Source organism: Streptomyces sp. NPDC031418, assembly GCF_055581605.1.
The window spans coordinates 123,606-137,540 of sequence record NZ_JBVIJC010000018.1 but is presented as its reverse complement, the minus strand read 5'-3'; the positions used below and the strand labels follow the sequence as shown (position 1 = coordinate 137,540).

Genomic DNA, 13,935 nt, shown 5'->3' with positions numbered 1-13,935 from the left:
CGCGTCAGGGCATGCGCGCGGCCAGCGTGCGCAACAGATGTACGACGCCCTCGGGGCCGTCGACCACCAGGTCGGCGCGCTCGGCCAGCTCGGTCACCTCCGTGCTGCCGCTGCACACCAGCAGGCCGGGTACGCCGTCCGAGCGGAGTTTCTCCACCGCCGCGAAGGCGGGGAGGTCGCCGAGGTCGTCGCCCGCGTAGAGGACGGACTCGGCGCCGGTGGCGCGCAGGTGATCGGCGAGGGCGACGCCCTTGTCCATGCCGGGCGGGCGCAGCTCCAGGACCAGCCGGCCGGGCTCGACGATCAGGCCGTGCCGGGTGGCGAGGTCGGTGAGCGGCCCGCGCAGCGCCTCGAACGCGGCCTGGGGGTCCGCGGCGCGGCGGGTGTGCACCGCGACCGCCCGGCCCTTCTCCTCGATCCAGGTGCCGTGCCAGGCGCCCACCGATTCCAGGACGCCCGGCAGCTCGGCGCGGACCGCGGCCACGCCGGGGTGCGGGGCGGGGGCGGTGACCTGGCCGGTGGCCGCGTCCCAGCGTTCGGCGCCGTAGTGGCCGAGGACGGTGAGGTGGTCCAGGGCGGGGACGCCCGCGAAGCCGCCGTAGCGGACCGCGACCCCGGCCGGGCGGCCGGTGATCACGGCGATCGAGGCGACCTTGGGGGCGAGGGCGGTGAGGGCGGGTACGGCGTCGGGGTGGGCGCGGGCCTGCTCGGGGTCGGCGACGATGGGGGCCAGTGTGCCGTCGAAGTCGAGGCCGACGACTGCGGTGGCCGGCTTGGCGAGCAGCGCGGCGAGGGCGGCCTGGCCGGCCGGGGTGACCGGGATCGGCATGGGGTCCATACCCCGACCCTATCCACGGACGCCCGGTGTCACTCCTGGAGCCGTCGCCCGAGTGCCCCCTGGGGCTCCGCCCCGGACCCCGCCTCGCCCACCCACCACCCGTCTCGGTCGGCCACAAAGGCGAGGACGAGGGAGGAAGGCCGGGTGGGGGCGGGGAGGAGCGTGAGCCGGTTCGGGCGGCCCGAGGGGCGAGGCCCGGGGTCAGCGGGTGGTGCGGTGGGAGTCTCGGAGTCTGCGGAGTCTGTTCACCGTGACCGGGTCGTGGGCGAGGGCGCGCTCGTCGTCCAGGAGGGCGTTGAGGAGCTGGTAGTAGCGGACCGGGGAGAGGCCCAGCTCTTCCCGGATCGCGCGCTCCTTCGCGCCGGGGCCGGGAAAGCCCCGGCGCTCCAGCGCGAGGATGGCCTGTTCGCGGTCGCCGAGTTCCATGGGGCCACCGTAGCGCCGGGTACCGACAGTCAGTTCGCGTTGCTGCTGTCGGCCGCCGTGGCCGCCGCCTGGAGGCGGGTGAGGACGCCGGAGGGGTCGCCGCCGGGGGCGACGGCCTGGCCGATGGTCTTCTTCACGGCGGCGCTGACCGCCGCCCAGGAGGTCTTGCCGACGGGGTACAGCTCGGAGGTCGGCAGCTGCTCCAGGAAGGGGTGGAGCGCCTGGTCGGAGGGGGAGTTCGACGCGCTCATGGCGTTGGAGGCGGAGCCGGTGACCGGCAGCAGGCCGTAGTCGCGGGAGAACTCCAGGACGTTCTTCTCGGCGTAGACGAAGTTGAGGAAGTCGCCTATCTGGGTGGCGTGGCCGTTCTGCTTGAAGGCCATCATCCAGTCGGCGACCCCCATGGCCGCGCGGGACTTCCCGGTCCGGCCCGGCATCGGCACCATGCCGAACTTCACGCCCTTCTTCTCGGCCTGCTGGATCAGCGTGGGGTGGCCGTTGAGCATGCCGACCTGGCCGTCGGCGAAGGCGGCGAACGCGTCCGCGCGGTTGAGCTTGCCGGGGGCGACCGGGCCGGTCAGGCCCTGGCCGACCAGCTCGTCCTTGAGCCAGGTGAAGGTCTGCACGTTCTGCGCGGAGTCGAGCGTGTAGGTGCCGACGTCGTCGGTGTAGCCGTTGCCGCCGGTGCCGGCGTTGCCGCCGCTGAGCAGCCACTGCATGGTCTCGGCCTGGGCCTCCTCGGGGCCGAGCGGCAGCGCGTAGGGGTACTTGACCCCCTTGGCCTTGAGCGCCTTGGCGTCGGTGGCCAGCTCGTCCCAGGTGGTGGGCGGGGTGATGCCGGCCTTGGCGAAGAGGGTCTTGTTGTAGAAGAGGACGCGCGTGGAGGCGGCGAAGGGGATGCCGTACTGCGTGTGGTTCCACTGCCCGGCGTCGGCGAGCTGGGAGAGGAAGTCGGCCTGGGTGCGGATGGAGAGCACGTCGGAGGCCGGGTAGAGCTTGCCGGCGGCGGCGTAGTCGGCGTAGGCGCCGATCTGCGCGAGGTCGGGCGCGTGGCCGGCGTCGACCATCTCCTTGACCTTGCGGTCGACGTCGTTCCAGGAGTACACGCTGACGTCGATCTTCACGTTCGGGTGCTTGGACTCGTACTCCTTGACCAGCCCGTCCCAGTACTTCTTGGAGCTGTTCGCGGCGGAGTCCCCGTAGTCCGCGGCGACGAGTCTCAGCGTCACGCCGGAGGAGCCGGTGGCCCCGCATCCGCCGAGGACCGCCGTCATGCCCAGTGCGGACACCACCGCGATCGTTCCTGCCGTAAGCCGACGCAACCTCAACGCCCCAACCCAATGTCTGACTGTTCAAAATGTGGACACATAAGGTCTACACCACGTGAGTGGACTAGACCTCTCGCGGGTGGGAGGGCCACACTAGGCCCGTGGTGAGACATGTCATCGCCCTGGACGTGGGCGGTACCGGGATGAAGGCCGCCCTCGTCGGCGACGACGGCACGCTTCTGCACCGCGCCCGCCGCGCCACGCGCCGCGAGCGCGGACCGGACGCGGTGGTCGACGGGATCCTCGGCTTCGCCGCCGAGCTGCGCGCCTACGGCACCGAGCACTACGGCGAGCCCGCCCGCGCCGCCGGCATAGCGGTCCCCGGCATCGTGGACGAGCAGCAGGGCGTCGCCGCCTACGCCGCCAACCTCGGCTGGAAGGACGTACCCCTGCGGGCGCTGCTCGCCGAGCGGCTCGGCATGCCCGTCGCGCTCGGCCACGACGTGCGCACCGGCGGACTCGCCGAGGGCCGGATCGGCGCGGGCCGGGGCACCGACCGGTTCCTGTTCGTCGCCCTCGGCACCGGCATCGCGGGCGCGATCGGCATCGACGGCCGGGTGGAGTCCGGGGCGCACGGCTTCGCGGGCGAGATCGGCCATGTCGTCGTACGGCCGCGGGGCACCGCCTGCCCCTGCGGGCAGCACGGCTGTCTGGAGCGGTACGCCTCCGCCTCCGCCGTCAGCGCGGCCTGGGCCGAGGCCTGCGGCAGGCCGGACGCGGACGCGGCCGACTGCGCGAAGGCCGTCATGTCCGGCGACCCGAACGCCGTCCGGATCTGGCAGGAGGCGGTGGACGCGCTCGCCGACGGGCTGGTCACCGCGCTCACCCTGCTGGACCCGCGCACGCTGATCATCGGGGGCGGGCTGGCCGAGGCGGGGGACGCGCTGTTCGCACCGCTGCGGGACGCCGTCCGGCACCGGGTCACCTTCCAGCGGCCGCCCGCCCTCGTCCCCGCCGCCCTCGGCGACGCCGCCGGCTGCCTGGGCGCCGGCCTGCTCGCGCAGGACCTACTGACCACCCTTGCTACGACTCCGGAGGTACGCACCTGATGGCCATCGAGCGGGAAACTCCGGCCCCGGACAGCGCCCCGGCGGGGGCGGCTCGACCAGCCCCCACCGGCCCGCAGGTGCTCACCGGCGCGAACCTGGTCCTGCCCACCGGCGTACGGCGGGGCGGCCGGCTGGCCACCGACGGCCGACGCATCACCGCCACCGAGCCCCCCGGCGCCCAACTCGTCGACGTCACCGGCCACTGGCTGGTGCCCGGCTTCGTGGACATCCACAACCACGGCGGCGGCGGAGCCTCCTTCTCCGGCGGCCCGGACGAGATCATCACCGCCGTCCGCACCCACCGCGCGCACGGCACCACCACCCTCGTCGCCTCCACCGTCACCGACGAGATGGACCTGCTGACGCGGCAGGCCGGGCTGCTGAGCGAGCTGGCCGAGCAGGGCGAGATCGCCGGTATCCACTTCGAGGGGCCGTTCATCTCGCCCTGCCGCAAGGGCGCCCACTCCGAGGAGCTGCTGCGCGACCCCGAGCCGGCCGAGGTCCGCAAGCTGATCGACGCCGCGCGCGGCCAGGCCAGGATGGTCACCCTCGCCGCCGAACTGCCCGGCGGCATCGACTCGGTGCGGCTGCTGGCCGAGCACGGAGTGATCGCGGCGATCGGCCACACCGACGCGACGTACGAGCAGACGGTCGAGGCCATCGACGCGGGCGCCACGGTCGCCACCCACCTCTTCAACGCCATGCCCGCCCTGAACCACCGCACGCCGGGCCCGATCGCCGCCCTGCTGGAGGACGAGCGGGTCACCGTCGAGCTGATCAACGACGGCACGCACCTGCACCCGGCCGCCCTGGAACTGGCCTTCCACCGGGCCGGCGCCTCCCGCGTCGCCTTCATCACGGACGCGATGGACGCGGCCGGCAGCGGGGACGGCCGCTATCTGCTGGGCCCGCTGGAGGTCGAGGTCCGCGACGGCGTGGCCCGGCTGGTGCACGGCGGTTCGATCGCCGGATCGACCCTGACCCTGGACCGGGCGTTCAAGCGGGCGGTGACCGTCGACCGGCTGCCGGTGGAGGACGCCGTACAGGCCCTGTCCGCCACCCCCGCGCGGCTCCTCGGGCTGTCCGACCGGATCGGCTCCCTGGAGCCCGGCAAGGACGCCGACCTGGTGCTGCTCGACGCGGCCTTCGACCTCAAGGGCGTGATGCGCCGGGGCGAGTGGGTGGTGGCTCCCCGACTGCCCTGATCCGCCCCGCCTCCCTCCGCCGATTTTGCCTGATGGCGGCCGACCTGTGACTGGGCCGGCCGCCGTCTCTTTGGCATGATCGTGACCCCGGAAACCGATGCCGGACGCGTGGACTTCGAGGGAGGTCGGCCCGGGTGATCCTCACGGTCACACTCAACACCGCTCTCGACCTCACCTACCGGGTGCGGTCGCTGCGGCCGCACACCTCGCACCGGGTCACGGAGGTCTTCGAACGGCCCGGCGGCAAGGGGCTGAACGTGGCCCGGGTGCTGGCGGCCCTCGGCCATGAGGTGACCGCCACCGGATTCGCGGGCGGCGCGACCGGCGCGGTGGTGCGCGAGCGGCTGGCCGGCACGCCCGGGGTGACGGACGCGCTGGTGCCGGTGGCCGGGCCGACCCGGCGCACGGTCGCCGTGGTCGACGATCTCTCCGGCGACACCACCCAGTTGAACGAACCCGGCCCGCACATCGCGCCCGCCGAGTGGGGCACCTTCCTGGACCGCTACGAGGAGCTGCTGGCCGGCGCCTCGGCGGTGGCCCTGTGCGGCAGCCTGCCGCCGGGGGTGCCGGTGGGGGCGTACGCGAACCTGGTCCGCGCGGCCCGCGCGCTCGGTGTGCCGGTCCTGCTGGACACCAGCGGCGAACCGCTGCGGCGCGGGGTGGCCGCCCGCCCGGACATCATCAAGCCGAACGCCGACGAACTGGCCGAACTGACCGGCTCCCACGAGCCCTTGCGCGCCACCCAGGACGCCCGCCGCCGCGGCGCCCACACGGTGGTCGCCTCCCTCGGCGCGAAGGGCCTGCTCGCCGCCACCCCCGAGGGCCGCTGGCAGGCCACCCCGCCCTGCCACATCCCCGGCAACCCCACCGGCGCGGGCGACTCGGCGGTGGCCGGCCTGCTGTCGGGCCTGGTCGAGCGGCTCCCCTGGCCCGCCCGCCTCTCCCGCGCGGTCGCCCTCGCGGCGGCCACCGTACGGTCCACCACGGCGGGCGACTTCGACCGGACGGTGTACGAGAATCTCCTGGCGGGAGCGTCGGTCACGGCGGCGTGATGCGACAGCCGCCGCAGATCAACACCTCCGGCGGCTGTCGCGCTGGACGGACCGCGTCAGGCCTTGGTGATGTAGAGCTGGTCCAGGACGGCGTTGCACTGGTTGCCGGCCTGGCAGGCGAGCTGGATCGTGTTCGTGCCCGCGTTCAGGTTCACCAGCGACCAGGTGTTCCTCCAGCCGTGCGCCCAATCGCCCGCGGAGCCACCCCCGAAGTTCTTCATCATCAGCGGCCGAGACTGGGGCTGGTTGTTGATCACCAGAGTCGCGTCAGCGTCCACGCCCGGGATGCCGTAGCGCACGTTGAGCCGGTAGGTCCCCTTCTCGACGCCGGTGACCGTCCAGGTGACCGTCGCTCCCACATGGTTGAAACCCGTCACATAGGTTCCGCCCTTGGCCTGCGCACCCGGGATGTCCGACGCCGTCGTCACACCGGGCCCGAGCTGCAGAGCACTCGCGTCCGTCTTCGGCAGCTCCCCCGGCGCCGTAGAGCTGCTGTTGGAGGGGCTGGGGGCCTGGCTCTGGGACTGGCTCGGCGTGCCGCCCGCCTGGTTGTCCGTCTTCTTGTCGTCGTTGCCGTTGATCATCGCGACGCCGATGCCGATGACCACCGCGGCGACCACCGCGATCGCGCCGATCAGCAGGCCCTTGGTGTTGGGGCCGCGGCGGGCGGGGGCGGGAGCGGACGGCCGCGCGGCCGGGGCGCCGCCGGGCAGCGTCTCGGGCGCCTGGTAGTGGGCGTTCGGCTGGCCGTACGCGCCCTGCTGCGGCACCTGACCGTAGGTCGGCGGCGACTGCTGGCCGTACTGGCGCTCGCCGACCGTACGCACCCTGCTGACCGAGTTGGGGTAGCCGTAACCGCCGGACGGCGGCTGGGCTCCCCGGGCCTGGCCGTCTGCGTACAGATAGCCGAACGGGTCGTCGTCCTCGGGCGTGCTCGGGCCGTTTTCGCCGGGCGTCATCCCTTGGTCTCCTCAGCGGGTGCGAGCGGATGCGGTACAGGTCTGGAAGGCCGAGCCTACCCGCTCTGAATGAGCCAAACGGATGACTTGGCCCGCTTCAACGCCTTGACCTGGGGCTCACCCGGCGCGTCGGTGTTGTTTGGGACGAGATCGTTTCTCTACGTACATCCGCTCGTCGGCGGACTTCAACACTTCGTCCGCCGTCATCCCGCAGTGCGCCCAGCCGATGCCGAAGCTCGCACCCACCCGGACCGCCCGGCCCTCGGCCCGGATCGGCTGGATGATCTCGTTGCGCAGCCGTACGGCGAGGTCCTGGGCGTCGGCCCGGCCGAGGCCGTCGGCGAGGATCACGAACTCGTCGCCGCCGAGCCGGGCCACCGTGTCGCCGTCGCGGACACCCTGGGACAGCCGCCGGGCGACCTCGATGAGAACGGCGTCGCCCGCGTTGTGACCGAACCGGTCGTTGATCGACTTGAAGCCGTCGAGGTCGCAGAAGAGCACCGCGAGACCCTTGGTGCCGTCGTCGCGGCCCTCCTCCGGGGAGGCGGTGTGGACATGGTGGTCGTAGGCGTCGTACGCCTCCGCGCCCGGCCCGAAGTCGAAGCCGTGCCCGGCGGGCCCCTCCAGGGCGGGATGGCCGTAGGCCGCGTCCAGGGAGTCCAGCGCGCCGGCGTGCGCCGGGCGCTGGCAGAGCCGGGCCGACAGCCGGGAGCGCAGCTCGGCGGAGTTCGGCAGGCCGGTCAGCGAGTCGTGGGAGGCGCGGTGGGCGAGCTGGAGCTCGCGGCGCTTGCGCTCCTCTATGTCCTCGACATGGGTGAGCAGGAAGCGGGGGCCGTCGGCGGCGTCCGCGACCACCGAGTTGCGTAGCGAGACCCAGACGTACGTCCCGTCCCGGCGGCCCAGGCGCAGCTCGGCGCGGCCGCCCTCGGCGGAGGTCCGCAGCAGGGTGCCGATGTCCTCGGGGTGCACCAGGTCGGAGAAGGAGTAGCGGCGCATCGCGGAGGCGGGGCGGCCGAGGAGCCGGCACAGGGCGTCGTTGGTGCGCAGGATCCGGCCGTGCTGGTCGCCGCCCATCTCGGCGATGGCCATGCCGGAGGGGGCGTACTCGAAGGCCTGCCGGAAGGATTCCTCGCTCGCGCGCAGCGCCTGCTGCTCGCGCTCCAGGCGGACCAGGGCGCGCTGCATGTTGGAGCGCAGCCGGGCGTTGCTGATCGCGATGGCGGCCTGGAAGGCGTACATCTGGAGGGCCTCGCGGCCCCAGGCGCCGGGCAGCCGGCCGTTGCGCGGCCGGTCGACGGATATGACCCCGAGCAGCTCGCCGCAGGAGCCGCCCTGCACGCCCGGCGTGTACATGGGGGCGAAGAGGCGGTCGGAGGGGTGCCACTCGTCCTCGAAGCGGGGGGCGGGGCCGTCGGTGTACCACTGGGGGACGTCGTCGTCGTCCAGGACCCAGCCCTCGGTGTGCGGTATGAAGACGAGGTCGCCCCAGCGCTCGCCCATCTCCAGCCGCCGGTCCCAGGAGGCGCGGGAGCCGACCCGGCCGGTGATGAGGGCCTCGGCGGCGGAGTTCCCGGAGAACGCGGCGACGACGAGGTCGCCGTCGGGACGCACCAGGTTCACGGCCGCCATCTCGTACCCGAGGGCGTTCACGGCGCCGTCGGCGACCGTCTGCAATGTGTCCGCCAGGCTGCGGGCCGTGTTCATGTCGGCCATGACCTGGTGCAGCTGTCGCAGGGACGCAAGACGGACATACGGCTCCGACTCGGTCTCCATGCTCGCCCTCCCCCCGAGACCTCGCAGCGAATCAAGGGTTGTCTCTCGCGGCTTACCAGCCACTGAATCACAGCGCGCTGCTCACTCGGTACACAGGGTCAACAATTCCTGCCTCTTGTGACTCAAGTCACAGCGGAAGATGAACAATTGAGTGGAGTTTTCTTCGTTTTCCCGATGCGTTTCGTCCGTTTTCCGAAGGCTGAGCGTTTCGCTTCGTCCGGTCGTCGTGCGGTGGTCCTCCGGTGGTCGTGCGGTGGTCCTCCGGTCGTCGTGCGGTGGTCCTCCGGTGATCCTCCGCTGGTCGTCCATGGTCGTCCGGTGGTCCTAGGTCCCGGCTCGGCCGGAGGCCCGATGTGCGGCACCGGCGGCGCGGACTAGCGTCTCCGGCGTGCTGAAGACTCCCTCCCCCCTCACCTCCGCCGCTTCCGGGCATGCTGAGGGGGTGAGCAACGACGAGTTCCGGGCCGCGATGTCCCGGCTGGCCGCGGGCGTGGTCCTGGTCACCGCGCAGGAACCGCCGCTCGACCCGGACGACCCGGACGCGCCGGGCACCGAGGACGTCGGCATGACCGCCACCGCCTTCATGTCCGTCTCCCTCGACCCGCCGCTGGTCATGGTCAGCCTGCGCGACGGGTCCCGCATGGACGACCTGCTCGCCGAGCAGCCGCAGTGGGCGGTGTCGGTCCTCTCCGAGAGCCAGCGGCACATCGCGGGCCGCTTCGCGATGAAGGGCCGCATCAGCGACCGGCTCCTCTTCGAGGACATCCCCTACACCCGTGGCGAGGCCACCGGCGCCCCCCTGGTGGGCGGCGCGCTGGCCACCCTGGAGTGCCGCACCGAACAGCGGGTCCCGGCCGGCGACCACACCCTGGTCATCGGCCGCGTCCTGACCGCCCATGTGCCCAGCGCGGAAGGCGGCCCCCTGCTGTACTTCCGCGGCAGGTACCGCCAGCTGGGCTGAGAGGGCGGCCCGCGGATATTGCGTGGTCGGCGGGCGGGGGGCGTGGCTAGCGTGCCCGGATGACACTCCGCCTGGAAGAGATCACGCCCCGGACCTTCGACACCGCCGTCGGCATCCGCGTGCGGCCCGACCAGGAGCACGCCGTCTCACCGGTCGTGCAGTCCCTCGCCGAGGCCTATGTCCACCCGGCCGACGTCGCCTGGCCCCGCCTGATCCTGGACGGGGACCGCGCGGTCGGCTTTCTGATGGCGTTCTTCGACATCGACTGGTACGGCGACGGCAGCGTGCGCCGCTCCGGGCTGTGGCGGCTGAACATCTCGGCGGACGCCCAGGGCCGCGGCTACGGCGCGTTCGCCGTGGAGTCGGTGGCCGCGGAGATCCGCCGCCGGGGCGGCAAGGAACTGTACGTGACCTGGCACCCCGGCCCGGACGGCCCCGAGGGCTTCTACCTCCGGCTGGGCTTCCGCAGGACCGGGGAGACGAGTGGCGGGCAGACGGTGGGGGTGCTGGAGCTGTGAGGCACCCCCACCGCATCAGACCTCCTCGATCACCTGCCGGGACAGCCGGGCCGGGTCGGTGACGACGTCGATGACCGCGACACGGCCCGCCACGACGGTGAAGGCGAGCGTGCGCTCGGGGCGGCCGTCGGCCAGGACCACCAGCCCGGGGGCGCCGTCGACCAGGGCCGGACGGGCGATCCGGGCGAGGTGCGCGAAGCCCTTCGCGTTCGAGGCGACCGCCGTCGCACCGGCGGTGACGCCGGCCTCGGTGCGGGCGACCACGTCCGGGTCGAGCACCGCCAGCAGACCCTCGAAGTCGCCCTCCCGCGCGGCGGCGAGAAACGCGTCGACCACCTCCCGCTGCCGTACCCGGTCCGTCTCCGGCGCCCCGGCGCCCCGGACCCGGCGCCGCCCCCGGCTGGCCAGCTGGCGCGCCGCGGCCGGACTGCGCCCGAGGGTCTCCCCGATCTCCTCGAAGGGCACCCCGAACAGGTCGTGCAGCACGAACGCCAGCCGCTCGGCGGGCGACAGCGCCTCCAGGACGACCAGCAGGGCGGAACCCACCGAGTCGGCGAGCAGGGCGTCGTGCGCCGGGTCGGGCGCGTCGGAGGGCGTCGGCTGCCAGACGTCCAGGGGCTGCTCGCCCCGGGAGCGGCGGGAGCGGAGCATGTCGAGGCAGACCCGGCCGACCACGGTCGTCAGCCAGCCCCCGAGGTTCTCCACCGCCGCGGTGTCGGAGCGGCTCAGCCGGAACCAGGCCTCCTGCACGGCGTCCTCGGCCTCGGCGGCCGAGCCCAGCATCCGGTGCGCCACGGCCCGCAGCTGCCCCCGGTGCTCCTCGAACCGCTCGGCGAGAAAGTCGTCGTCACTGTGGTGCTCGGTCATGCGCGGGCCTGGCCTCTCGTCCTCGTCCGTCGTCACCCTCGGCGGGCTGCACCCCGCTGACGGATCGGGGGACTCGGATGTGACAGAGCCGTCGGCCGACTACGTCGTTACGTCCAGTCGCGGCCCGAGCGGGCCCGCTTCGTCTCCGCCCGCTGCTTCTTCTCCCGCAGCCGGCGCTCGTTGATCCCGCGCGGGATACGGGTCGGCTTGCGGGGCTTGGGCGGGGGCGCGGTGGCCTCGGCGAGCAGCGCGGCGAGGCGTACGGCGGCGGTCTCCCGGTTGCGCCACTGGGAGCGGTGCTCGGAGGCGCGCACGGTGACCACTCCGTCGACCAGCCGGCCGGCCAGCCGCCGCAGCGCCCGCTCCTTCCACACTTCGGGCAGCGCCTGGGTGTTGGCCAGGTCGAAGCGCAGTTCCACCTGGGAGTCGCTGGTGTTGACATGCTGTCCGCCGGGCCCGGACGACCTGGAGAAACGCCACATCAGCTCGGCCTCCGGGAGGGAGACGGAGCCGCGGACGGGATAGGGACCGGACATGCCCTCCATGTTCCCGGCCCGGCGGGGCCCACGTCACCTGGATTTACGTCACCGGTATGCCACAGCCTCGGTAAAACGGCCTCGGTAAAAAAGGTAAAGGGATCCGGAACCACGGGGACCCCCCTCGACGTTCTTCCGGGTGACGGTAGCTTCGACCGCACGGATCGAAAGATCACAGGTGCAGGGAACATCAAGGAAGGGACTCCCAACATGGCTGTAAGCCTGTCCAAGGGTGGCAACGTCTCGCTCTCCAAGGAGGCTCCGGGCCTGACCGCCGTCACCGTGGGCCTCGGCTGGGACGTCCGCACCACCACCGGCACGGACTTCGACCTCGACGCCTCCGCCATCGCGGTCAACCCGCAGGGCAAGGTCTACTCGGACGCCCACTTCGTCTTCTTCAACAACAAGCAGACCCCGGACAACACCATCGTCCACACGGGCGACAACCGCACCGGCGAGGGCGCCGGCGACGACGAGTCGATCAACGTCAACCTGGCCGCGCTCCCGGCCGACATCGACAAGGTCGTCTTCCCGGTCTCCATCTACGACGCCGAGAACCGCGGCCAGAACTTCGGCCAGGTCCGCAACGCCTACATCCGCATCGTCAACCAGGCCGGCGGCGCCGAGATCGCGCGCTACGACCTGTCGGAGGACGCCGCCACCGAGACGGCCATGATCTTCGGCGAGCTGTACCGCAACGGCGCGGAGTGGAAGTTCCGTGCGGTGGGCCAGGGTTACGCCTCGGGTCTGGTCGGCATCGCCCAGGACTTCGGCGTCAACGTCTGAGGCACCGTGGCCTGAGACACCGTGGCCTGAGGCACCGAGGCCTGAGGCACCGAGGCCTGAGGCGCCAGGGTCTCGGGCACTGTGGCCGGCGGCGCGGACATCCCGGCCCCGCCGCCGGCCGACCTCAGGGGTGGGCCGGCTTGCCGTCCCCGTACAGCCAGTCCTTCCAGATCTCCGCGAAGTCCTTGCCGGGAGCCTTCCGCTGCACGTAGGCCGTGAAGTCGGCGGTGCTCGCGTTGCCGTGGCGGTGGCCCGCGGCCCAGCCCTGGATGATGTCGTAGAAGGTGTCGTCGCCGACCTTCTCCCGGATCTTCTGAAGGACCATCGCGCCGCGTTCGTAGACGGGGCTGTCGGAGATGTGCGCGGCACTGGACGGCCGCGCGGGCGGGTAGGCCCAGATGTCCTTGCGGTCGCCGTGGTAGAGGTCCAGGAAGGTCTTCCGGGTGCTGGGGCCGCCGTGGTCCTCCTGCCACAGCCACTCCGCGTAGGTGGCGAAGCCCTCGTTGAGCCACATGTCCCGCCAGGACTCGGGGGTGACGGAGTTGCCGTACCACTGGTGGGCGAGTTCGTGGACGAGGGTGGTGGTCTCCGGGGCGCCGGGGAAGACGGGGCGGTTCTGGGTCTCCAGGGCGTAGTCGATGTCGTCGGGGCGGTCGACGATCGCTCCGACGGAGGAGAAGGGGTACGGCCCGAAGTTGTACTCCTCCCACTTGATGATCTCGGGGATCTTCGCGAGGACGTCGGCGCTGTCCTCGTCCTGAGTGGGATCGACCGCGGTGATGACGGGCAGTCCGTGCGGGCCGGTGGTGCGGCGGATGTCGAAGTGGCCGACGGCGACCGTGGCGACGTAGCTCGCCATGGGCTGGGCGGTGTGCCAGTGGTAGGAGGTGCGGCCGCCCTTGGTGCGCTGGTCGGCCAACTCCCCGTTGGAGACGGCCTGGAGACCTTGGGGCACGGTGACGGTGATGTCGTAGGTGGCCTTGTCGGAGGGATGGTCGTTGCCGGGGAACCAGGCCATCGAGCCGACGGGTTCGCCGAGGCCGAGGGCGCCGTCGGCGGTGGGCAGCCAGCCCTCCTTGGAGCCGTCGGGGTCGGTGAGGGTGTGCGGGACGCCGGAGTAGCGGACGGTGGTGCTGAAGGTCTCGCCCCGGGTGAGGTCGTCGTGCGGGCGGACGGTGAGTTCCTGGCCGGCCCGGTTGAAGCGGGCCGGCCTGCCCTCGACGGTGACCGAGTCGACGTGCAGCCCGGACAGGTCCAGGTCGAAGGCGGACAGGTCCTGGGTGGCGCGGGCGGTGATGACGGCGGTGCCGGTGAGGTGGTGGCCGTGCGGGGTGTAGTCGAGGGTGAGGTCGTAGTGGCCGACGTCGTAGCCGCCGTTGCCCGCCCTCGGGAAGTACGGGTCGCGCACGCCGGAGCCCCCGGGGGTGCCGTGCACTCCGCCGTCGCACGCGGTGCCGGTGAGGGCGAGGGCGAGCAGGACGGCGGTGGCCGGGACACGGCGCACGGATCTGGACACGTCAGCGATCTTAGAAGAGTGATCCACCGGTCTCGGGGGTGTGATCCAGTGATCTCGGGTACGTCGCCCGGCGGTCTCGGGTGCGTGGTCCGGCGGTCTCGGGTGCGTGGTCCGGCGGCCT

At 72.5% G+C, this 13,935-nt stretch carries 14 protein-coding genes; 6 read left to right on the top strand and 8 right to left on the bottom strand.

Features of this window, described 5'->3' with window-relative positions:
- Nucleotides 1–4: 4 nt before the first annotated feature.
- The 3 genes from otsB to ACZ5CZ_RS26300 all read right to left on the bottom strand — a co-directional run bounded on the left by otsB (nucleotide 5) and on the right by ACZ5CZ_RS26300 (nucleotide 2,538).
- Nucleotides 5–838 (bottom strand): trehalose-phosphatase, encoded by an 834-nt coding sequence (gene otsB / locus ACZ5CZ_RS26310; RefSeq protein ID WP_468946512.1) that lies wholly within the window; start codon nucleotides 836–838, stop codon nucleotides 5–7.
- Nucleotides 839–1,039: 201 nt separating this feature from the next.
- Nucleotides 1,040–1,264 (bottom strand): DUF3263 domain-containing protein, encoded by a 225-nt coding sequence (locus ACZ5CZ_RS26305; RefSeq protein WP_385845644.1) that lies wholly within the window; start codon nucleotides 1,262–1,264, stop codon nucleotides 1,040–1,042.
- Nucleotides 1,265–1,293: 29 nt separating this feature from the next.
- The gene (locus ACZ5CZ_RS26300) at nucleotides 1,294–2,538 is read right to left on the bottom strand and encodes an extracellular solute-binding protein (protein WP_468946596.1); all 1,245 of its coding nucleotides are present in this window, start codon (nucleotides 2,536–2,538) and stop codon (nucleotides 1,294–1,296) included.
- A gap of 158 nt (nucleotides 2,539–2,696) precedes the next feature.
- On the opposite strand from ACZ5CZ_RS26300, the gene ACZ5CZ_RS26295 reads away from it, so the two are divergent.
- From ACZ5CZ_RS26295 to ACZ5CZ_RS26285, 3 genes are all read left to right on the top strand, one after another.
- A complete protein-coding gene (locus ACZ5CZ_RS26295; RefSeq protein WP_468946593.1) occupies nucleotides 2,697–3,641 on the top strand; it encodes an ROK family protein in 945 nt (314 codons plus the stop codon).
- Between the two features lie 77 nt (nucleotides 3,642–3,718).
- Complete coding sequence (gene nagA / locus ACZ5CZ_RS26290; RefSeq protein ID WP_468946590.1) at nucleotides 3,719–4,846, top strand: N-acetylglucosamine-6-phosphate deacetylase; 1,128 nt, start codon at nucleotides 3,719–3,721, stop codon at nucleotides 4,844–4,846.
- Between the two features lie 134 nt (nucleotides 4,847–4,980).
- A complete protein-coding gene (locus ACZ5CZ_RS26285) occupies nucleotides 4,981–5,898 on the top strand; it encodes a 1-phosphofructokinase family hexose kinase (protein ID WP_468946508.1) in 918 nt (305 codons plus the stop codon).
- A gap of 56 nt (nucleotides 5,899–5,954) precedes the next feature.
- Here the strand turns inward: ACZ5CZ_RS26285 and ACZ5CZ_RS26280 are convergent, their stop codons facing one another.
- On the bottom strand, nucleotides 5,955–6,857 hold the full coding sequence (locus tag ACZ5CZ_RS26280; RefSeq protein ID WP_468946505.1) for a carbohydrate-binding protein: 903 nt from the start codon (nucleotides 6,855–6,857) through the stop codon (nucleotides 5,955–5,957).
- A gap of 117 nt (nucleotides 6,858–6,974) precedes the next feature.
- A complete protein-coding gene (gene cdgB / locus ACZ5CZ_RS26275; RefSeq protein WP_385845639.1) occupies nucleotides 6,975–8,630 on the bottom strand; it encodes a diguanylate cyclase CdgB in 1,656 nt (551 codons plus the stop codon).
- Between the two features lie 388 nt (nucleotides 8,631–9,018).
- Here cdgB and ACZ5CZ_RS26270 point away from each other — a divergent pair, with 388 nt between their 5' ends.
- Together ACZ5CZ_RS26270 and ACZ5CZ_RS26265 are read left to right on the top strand one after the other, a co-directional pair.
- A complete protein-coding gene (locus ACZ5CZ_RS26270; RefSeq protein WP_385845638.1) occupies nucleotides 9,019–9,591 on the top strand; it encodes a flavin reductase family protein in 573 nt (190 codons plus the stop codon).
- Between the two features lie 59 nt (nucleotides 9,592–9,650).
- A complete protein-coding gene (locus ACZ5CZ_RS26265; protein WP_468946501.1) occupies nucleotides 9,651–10,109 on the top strand; it encodes a GNAT family N-acetyltransferase in 459 nt (152 codons plus the stop codon).
- Between the two features lie 15 nt (nucleotides 10,110–10,124).
- On the opposite strand, the gene ACZ5CZ_RS26260 is transcribed toward ACZ5CZ_RS26265, so the two are convergent.
- Together ACZ5CZ_RS26260 and arfB are read right to left on the bottom strand one after the other, a co-directional pair.
- Nucleotides 10,125–10,976, bottom strand: a complete 852-nt coding sequence (locus ACZ5CZ_RS26260) for a sigma-70 family RNA polymerase sigma factor (RefSeq protein WP_468946498.1) — start codon at nucleotides 10,974–10,976, stop codon at nucleotides 10,125–10,127.
- 107 nt (nucleotides 10,977–11,083) lie between these two features.
- Nucleotides 11,084–11,521: an alternative ribosome rescue aminoacyl-tRNA hydrolase ArfB gene (gene arfB, locus ACZ5CZ_RS26255; RefSeq protein ID WP_450791004.1), complete on the bottom strand. Its 438-nt coding sequence runs from the start codon at nucleotides 11,519–11,521 to the stop codon at nucleotides 11,084–11,086.
- A gap of 201 nt (nucleotides 11,522–11,722) precedes the next feature.
- On the opposite strand from arfB, the gene ACZ5CZ_RS26250 reads away from it, so the two are divergent.
- Complete coding sequence (locus tag ACZ5CZ_RS26250; RefSeq protein ID WP_385845634.1) at nucleotides 11,723–12,298, top strand: TerD family protein; 576 nt, start codon at nucleotides 11,723–11,725, stop codon at nucleotides 12,296–12,298.
- Between the two features lie 124 nt (nucleotides 12,299–12,422).
- Here ACZ5CZ_RS26250 and ACZ5CZ_RS26245 read toward each other — a convergent pair whose 3' ends face one another.
- A complete protein-coding gene (locus ACZ5CZ_RS26245; protein ID WP_468946493.1) occupies nucleotides 12,423–13,814 on the bottom strand; it encodes a M1 family metallopeptidase in 1,392 nt (463 codons plus the stop codon).
- Between the last annotated feature and the right edge of the window lie 121 nt (nucleotides 13,815–13,935).